The organism is Spirillospora sp. NPDC049652 (assembly GCF_040675125.1).
GTDB lineage: Bacteria > Actinomycetota > Actinomycetes > Streptosporangiales > Streptosporangiaceae > Spirillospora.
In genome coordinates this window covers 1-5,107 of the sequence record NZ_JBFAOF010000519.1, presented here as the reverse complement: position 1 = coordinate 5,107, position 5,107 = coordinate 1, and the positions used below count along the sequence as shown (strand labels likewise).

Sequence of the window (5,107 nt, the reverse complement as noted above, 5' to 3'; positions counted from 1 at the left end):
GTGAGGTCGGCGCGCGTCAGGTTCGCGCCGGTGAGGTCCGCGTCGGTGAGGTCCGCGCGGGTCAGGTCCGCGTCCGCGAGGTCGGCGTCGGTCAGGTCGGCCCACGTGAGGTCCGTCCGGATCAGGGTGGCCTCGGTCAGGGTCGCCTCGGCCAGGGTCGCGCCGGGGAGTTCCGCGCGGTTCAGGTCCGCCTGGGCCAGCACCACGCGCGTGAGGGTCGCCCGGCGCAGCGACGCGCCGATCAGGTCCGCCCAGGTCAGGTCGGCGTCGGTCAGGTCCGCCCAGGTGAGGTCGGCGCGGATCAGGTTCCCGCCGGTCAGGTTCACGCCCGTGAGGTTCGCGCGGTGCAGGTTGGCCCCGGTCAGGTCCGCGCCGGCCAGATTGGCCCCGGCCAGCCCCACGCGGGTCAGGTTCGCCCAGGTCATGCTGCTCTTGGCCAGGTCCGCGCAGGGCAGGCTCGCGTCCGTGAGGTTCGCGCGGTGGAGGTTCGCGCCGCTCAGGTCGGCGCCGGGCAGGTTCAGCGGCCGCGTCCAGGTGGGCGGGCGGAGGATGGCCTTCAGCGCGGCCTGCACGTCGGGGGAGGAGCCGCCGAAGGTGTTGCGGCGCAGGAACGCCTCCAGGACGTCGAAGACCTCGGCGCGGTGGGGACGGGAGTCGCGCGCCACGTGCTGCAGCGCGTAGACCGCGCCCAGGCGCTGGTCGCTGTGGTCGGTGGAGAGGGCCTCCAGGGCCTTGGCGAACCGGTCGGTGACCTGGCCGCGGTGCGCGAGCTGGTAGTTGCGGGCGGTGTAGAGCAGGGTGAGGGCGACGAACATCCCGCTTCCGATCGAGACCACCAGCATCCGGGCGTTGTGCCGGTCCTTCGGATCGGCCTGGTGCATCAGGTCGGGCATCCGCCACAGCGCCCACCCGTACGCGAGCGTCGCGACGACGAAGCCGAGCGTGGTCATCGCCCGCACCCGTTCCGCCCACTGCAAGAGCTGCCGCATGAGTCCCCTACCTCCCCTCGCGTGTGCCGCACGGCGACTCGATTGTTGCTCGGCCCCAAGAGCGGCACGCCCCACCCGACCGTTCCTTGAATCTCCGATACGCGGACATGCCGATTCGGCCCCTGACCTGGAGAGACGGCCTGAGCCCCGGGCGCGGCGCGGCGGGTCAGGCCGGGCCGGGCCGCTCCTTCGACGCGGGGAGGGTGATGGTGAAGGTCGAGCCGCGGCCGGGCGCGCTGTCGGCGCCGAGCGTCCCGCCGTGGGCCTGGACGATGCCCTGCGCGATCGACAGGCCGAGCCCGCGCCCGCCGGTGGCGCGGCCGCGGGCCGAGTCGGCCCGCCAGAACCGGTCGAAGACGTGCCGCAGCTCGACGGGCGCGATGCCGCGCCCGGTGTCGATGACCTGGATGCGCAGTGCCGTGCCGTCTCCGGACGTGGCGCGCAGCGTGATCGTCCCGCCCGGCGGCGTCGCGGCCAGGGCGTTGGTCACCAGGTTCCCGATCACCTGGCGGAGCCGGTCGGGATCGGCGTCGACCAGCGGCACCGCCTCCGCCTGGACGGCGAGCTCCACGCCGTGCGACTCGGCGACCGCCCGGTGCGCCACCCGGCAGGTCTCCAGCAGCTCCCGGACGTCCAGGGGGGTGCGGAGCATCCGCAGCGCGCCGGACTCGGCCAGCGCGAGGTCCTGCAGGTCGTCGATGAGCCGCTGCTGCAGCACCGCCTCCTCCAGCAGCGACGAGATCAGCTCCGGATCGGGGTCCAGCACCCCGTCGTGGAGGGCCTCCAGGTAGCCGCGGATGTTGGCCAGCGGGGTGCGCAGTTCGTGCGCGATGTCGCTGACCATCCGGTGCTGCGCCGCCTCGCTGTGCTGGAGCGAGTCGGCCATCCGGTTGAAGCTGCGGGCGAGCTCGGCGATCTCGTCGCGGCCGCGCACGGCGACCCGTTCGGACAGGTCGCCGGCGCCGAGCCGGCGGGACGCGGCGGCGAGCGCGCCGATCGGGGCGAGCACCCGGCGGCTCAGCAGCAGGGTGCAGGTGATCACGAGCAGGGCGACCACCACGGCCGCGATGATGGCGCGGACGGGTTGCAGCGCCGGCGGTCCCGTCACCCCGTGCCCGTAGCCGAGCCAGAGCAGCAGCGGCGCGGGGGCGACCTTCTCCAGCCGCTGCTGGAGGAGCTGCTCGGTGCATATGCGGGCGAGCGGGGACACCCGCTCCGGCGGCCGGCTGACCGGGCCACCCGCGCCGGCATCGCCGCCGCCGTCCTCGGCCAGGCACTCCTGCACCGCCCGGATGTCGCCCTTGTACTCGGTCTTGTTCCCCAGGGACGGCCGCACGCAGGCGGCGAGGGCGGACCTCGGTTCCATGACGCCGCCCGGCGGGAGCGCGCCCGCGGAGCCGTTCTGCAGCCCGTCCTTCGGCCAGCGGGGGACGGCGACCCGGTTCAGGTCGATGCCGCGGCGGGTGAGGCAGGCCCGCAGGCGCATCGCCCGCCGGTAGAAGCCGATCCGCTCGGCGATCGTCTCCTCGCCCATGAAGCCCGGGTCCTGGCGCGCGGCGTCGGGGCCGGGGTCGACCTCGCCGCGCACGATGATCTGCCGGGGGTCGAGCACGCCGGTCGGCCGGCGGGTGGCGGGGCGCGCGGTCCGGGCCGCCTCGGTGTCGGTGTCGACGATCACCTCGCCGGTGAGGGTGGTGAGCCGGATCCGCTGGCCGGTGCCGCGGCCGAGCCGCACGACGGGCTGCACCACGCCCTCCCAGGTGCCGTGCTTGAGCCCGTAGTCGTTGAGCGTGTCGTAGATGTCGTCCACGACCCGCTTCTCGACGGCGGCCGACTCGGCGTACTCCGCGCGGGTGGCCCGGACCGTCAGCCAGGTCGTCGCGCCGACCGCCGCCGCGGCGACCAGCGCGACGACGACGAAGACGCGCGTGCGGAACCGCCAGGGCACGCTCAGCCCGACCGTCCGGGCCGGCCCGCGTCCGCCCGCTCGGTGTCCGCCCGCTCGGGACGCTTCCCGCCCGCTCGCCCGGCGGCGGCCCGCTGGGCGGCGGTCCGGTCCGCGAAGGGGCCGAGGCGGTAGCCGCGGCCGTAGACCGTCTGGACGAAGACCGGGTCGGCCGGGTCCGCCTCGATCTTGCGGCGCAGGTTCATCACGTGGGCGTCGACGGTCCGCTCCAGGACGTGGTGGTCGAACCCGAAGGCCCGTTCCAGGATGTGCGCGCGGGTGAACACCCGCTGCGGCTCGGCGGCGAGGGTCTGCAGGATGCCGAACTCCTTGGCGGTCAGCTCCACCTTCCGGCCGGCGATCCGCACCTCGAAGCGGTCCGGGTCGATCTCCAGGTCCCCGACGCGCAGGATCTCGCCCGGCGCCTCCGCGCCCTTGCCGACCCCGGCGCGGCGCAGCAGGGCCCGGACGCGGGCGGTCAGCACCCGGGGGCTGAACGGCTTGGTGAGGTAGTCGTCGGCGCCGAGGTCCAGGCCGAGGAGCTGGTCCTCCTCGGTGGAGCGGGCGGTCAGCAGCAGGATCGGCACCGACGACTCGGCCCGCAGGACGCGGCAGACGTCCAGGCCGTCCACGCCCGGCATCATCACGTCCAGGACCAGCAGGTCGGGCCGGAGCGCGCGGGCCTGCTCCAGCGCCTGGCGGCCGTCGCCGACCGCGGTGACGCGGTGCCCCTCGCGCTCCAGGTAGACCCGGATGAGGCGGGCCTGTTTGGGATCGTCCTCAGCGAGCAGGATCCGGGCTGCCGTCCACATGATCAGGACGATACCGAGCGGACGTACCGGACATCCGGCCACCGCGGAGAAAGATCGTTTCCGCACGGGTTCTTCACGGGATCTTCATCGGCCTCCACTTGAGTGGCGCATCGTCCGGCGGCGTCACGGGGACGCCGCCACAGATCCGTCCGCGGAGACGCCCATGCCCGACACGCTGAACCACGTGGCGGCCGACCGGTTCGCGCCGATCGACGCCGAGAGCCGCCGCACCTTCACCGAGCAGGGGTACCTGCTGGTCCGCAACGCTCTGGACGAGGGGCAGCGGGCGCGGATCGAGGCCGCCGTCGACCGCGTCTACGAGTCCGAGGGCCGGGCCGGACGGCTCCGGGGCAACGGCTCGATGCACGTGCTGGGCGCGGTCTTCCGCGACGAGGCGTTCACCGAGCTGCTGGACCTGCCGACCACGTTCCCGCACCTCTGGGGGCACCTCGGGTGGAACATCTACGTCCACCACAGCCACATCGACGTGAACCCGCCCGCGCTGGAGCCGCCGGCCCCCGCGTGGAGCTGGCACCAGGACGGGTACCGGCAGAACGTCGACCTGGAGATGGAACCGCGCCCGATGTTCTCGATCAAGGTGGCGTACGTGCTGAGCGACCTGTCGGAGGAGGGTCGCGGGGGCACCCTCGTCCTGCCGGGCAGCCAGTACAGCAACACCCTGGAGCAGACCGAGCGCGGCCCGGACGGCGAGTACCTGCGGCCGCCCGGCACCGTCGAGATCACCGCCAACCCGGGCGACGCGTTCCTGTTCGACCGCCGCCTGTGGCACTCGCGCTCGCTGAACCAGTCGACCGTCACGCGCAAGATGGTCTTCCTCTGCTACACCTACCGCTGGATCCGCTGGCGGGACGACGTCGCGGTGGACCGGCACAGCGCGTGGTGGCGGTCGCTGAGCCCGCTGCGGCGGCAGCTCCTCGGCGACGGCGACGAGGCCGCCAGCCACTTCGGCTTCACCCTGGAGTCGGGCGTGTGGGACGACAACATCCCGCTGCGCGCCGAGCTCAAGGAGCGCGGCCTGCTCGACCGGAGCCGCCACTTCCTCCGCTGAGGACCCGCCCGCCTCGCCCGGCGGGCGCGCACGGCCGGGCCCGCCCCGACAGCGGCGAGGGCGCCCGGCCGTGCCCCTTTGCTCAGGAGTAGGAGCCCTCGCGCAGGTCGGCGACGGCGCCGGGCCGCCGCGGGCTCCAGCCCAGGCGGTCGCGGGCGGCCTGCGCGCTGACGGACTGGTCGAGCGCGAGCGCCTCGGCGAACGGCTCGCCCAACTCCCCGGCGGCCTGCTCCACCGGCCAGGTGCGCGGCTCGCCCTCGACGCCCGCCGCCGTCGCCGCCGCGACGGTGGC

5 protein-coding genes are annotated in these 5,107 nt (G+C 74.4%); 1 reads left to right on the top strand and 4 read right to left on the bottom strand.

Annotated elements, in window-relative coordinates:
• From AB0J52_RS26765 to AB0J52_RS26755, 3 genes are all read right to left on the bottom strand, one after another.
• The coding region (locus AB0J52_RS26765) for a pentapeptide repeat-containing protein (RefSeq protein WP_500185069.1) at positions 1–989 on the bottom strand (989 nt) is incomplete at its 3' end.
• 166 nt (positions 990–1,155) lie between these two features.
• The gene (locus tag AB0J52_RS26760; protein ID WP_500185068.1) at positions 1,156–2,937 is read right to left on the bottom strand and encodes a sensor histidine kinase; all 1,782 of its coding nucleotides are present in this window, start codon (positions 2,935–2,937) and stop codon (positions 1,156–1,158) included.
• 2 nt (positions 2,938–2,939) lie between these two features.
• Positions 2,940–3,746: a response regulator transcription factor gene (locus AB0J52_RS26755; RefSeq protein WP_500185067.1), complete on the bottom strand. Its 807-nt coding sequence runs from the start codon at positions 3,744–3,746 to the stop codon at positions 2,940–2,942.
• A gap of 163 nt (positions 3,747–3,909) precedes the next feature.
• On the opposite strand from AB0J52_RS26755, the gene AB0J52_RS26750 reads away from it, so the two are divergent.
• Entirely contained in the window at positions 3,910–4,815 is a 906-nt protein-coding gene (locus tag AB0J52_RS26750) for a phytanoyl-CoA dioxygenase family protein (RefSeq protein WP_500185066.1), read from the top strand.
• An 82-nt stretch (positions 4,816–4,897) separates the two neighbouring features.
• Here AB0J52_RS26750 and AB0J52_RS26745 read toward each other — a convergent pair.
• Positions 4,898–5,107, bottom strand: a 210-nt coding sequence (locus AB0J52_RS26745; RefSeq protein WP_500185065.1) for a hypothetical protein, incomplete at its 5' end; no start/stop codon positions are given.